Genomic DNA, 336 nt, shown 5'->3' on the forward strand with positions numbered 1-336 from the left:
TCAACATCTGTACAGCCTGAAAACCCAATCGTCTAATCAGAAAGGAAAACCAATGACTGAAAAACAAATGCACATTCTTTCCGTCACCGCCACCCTGGCCGGCGTCGGTATGTACGTTTCTTATATCCCGCAAATCCAAAACAACCTTGCCGGCAACCCCGGCTCGCCGTTGCAACCCCTCGTCGCCGCCATCAACTGCACATTATGGTTTGCCTACGGCTTTTTGAAAGAAAAACGCGACTACCCCATCATACTGGCAAACGCCCCAGGCATTATTTTGGGTTTGATTACATTTATCACTAGTTTTTAAGGAAGTTTTCAGACGGCCTGTGCAAA

1 protein-coding gene is annotated in these 336 nt (G+C 47.3%); it reads left to right on the forward strand.

The genetic code is table 11. The annotated features are described in order from the left end of the window. Positions 1–52: 52 nt before the first annotated feature. Positions 53–310, forward strand: a complete 258-nt coding sequence (locus HMPREF2865_RS01570; RefSeq protein WP_049225703.1) for a SemiSWEET family transporter — start codon at positions 53–55, stop codon at positions 308–310. Positions 311–336 lie beyond the last annotated feature (26 nt).

The organism is Neisseria sp. HMSC073G10 (genome assembly GCF_001812605.1).
GTDB classification, from domain to species: Bacteria; Pseudomonadota; Gammaproteobacteria; order Burkholderiales; family Neisseriaceae; genus Neisseria; species Neisseria subflava_A.

Excerpts from the sequence above, each read along its gene's own strand:
- HMPREF2865_RS01570 (WP_049225703.1), top strand. The coding sequence starts at position 53 with ATGACTGAAAAACAAATGCACATTCTTTCCGTCACCGCCACCCTGGCC.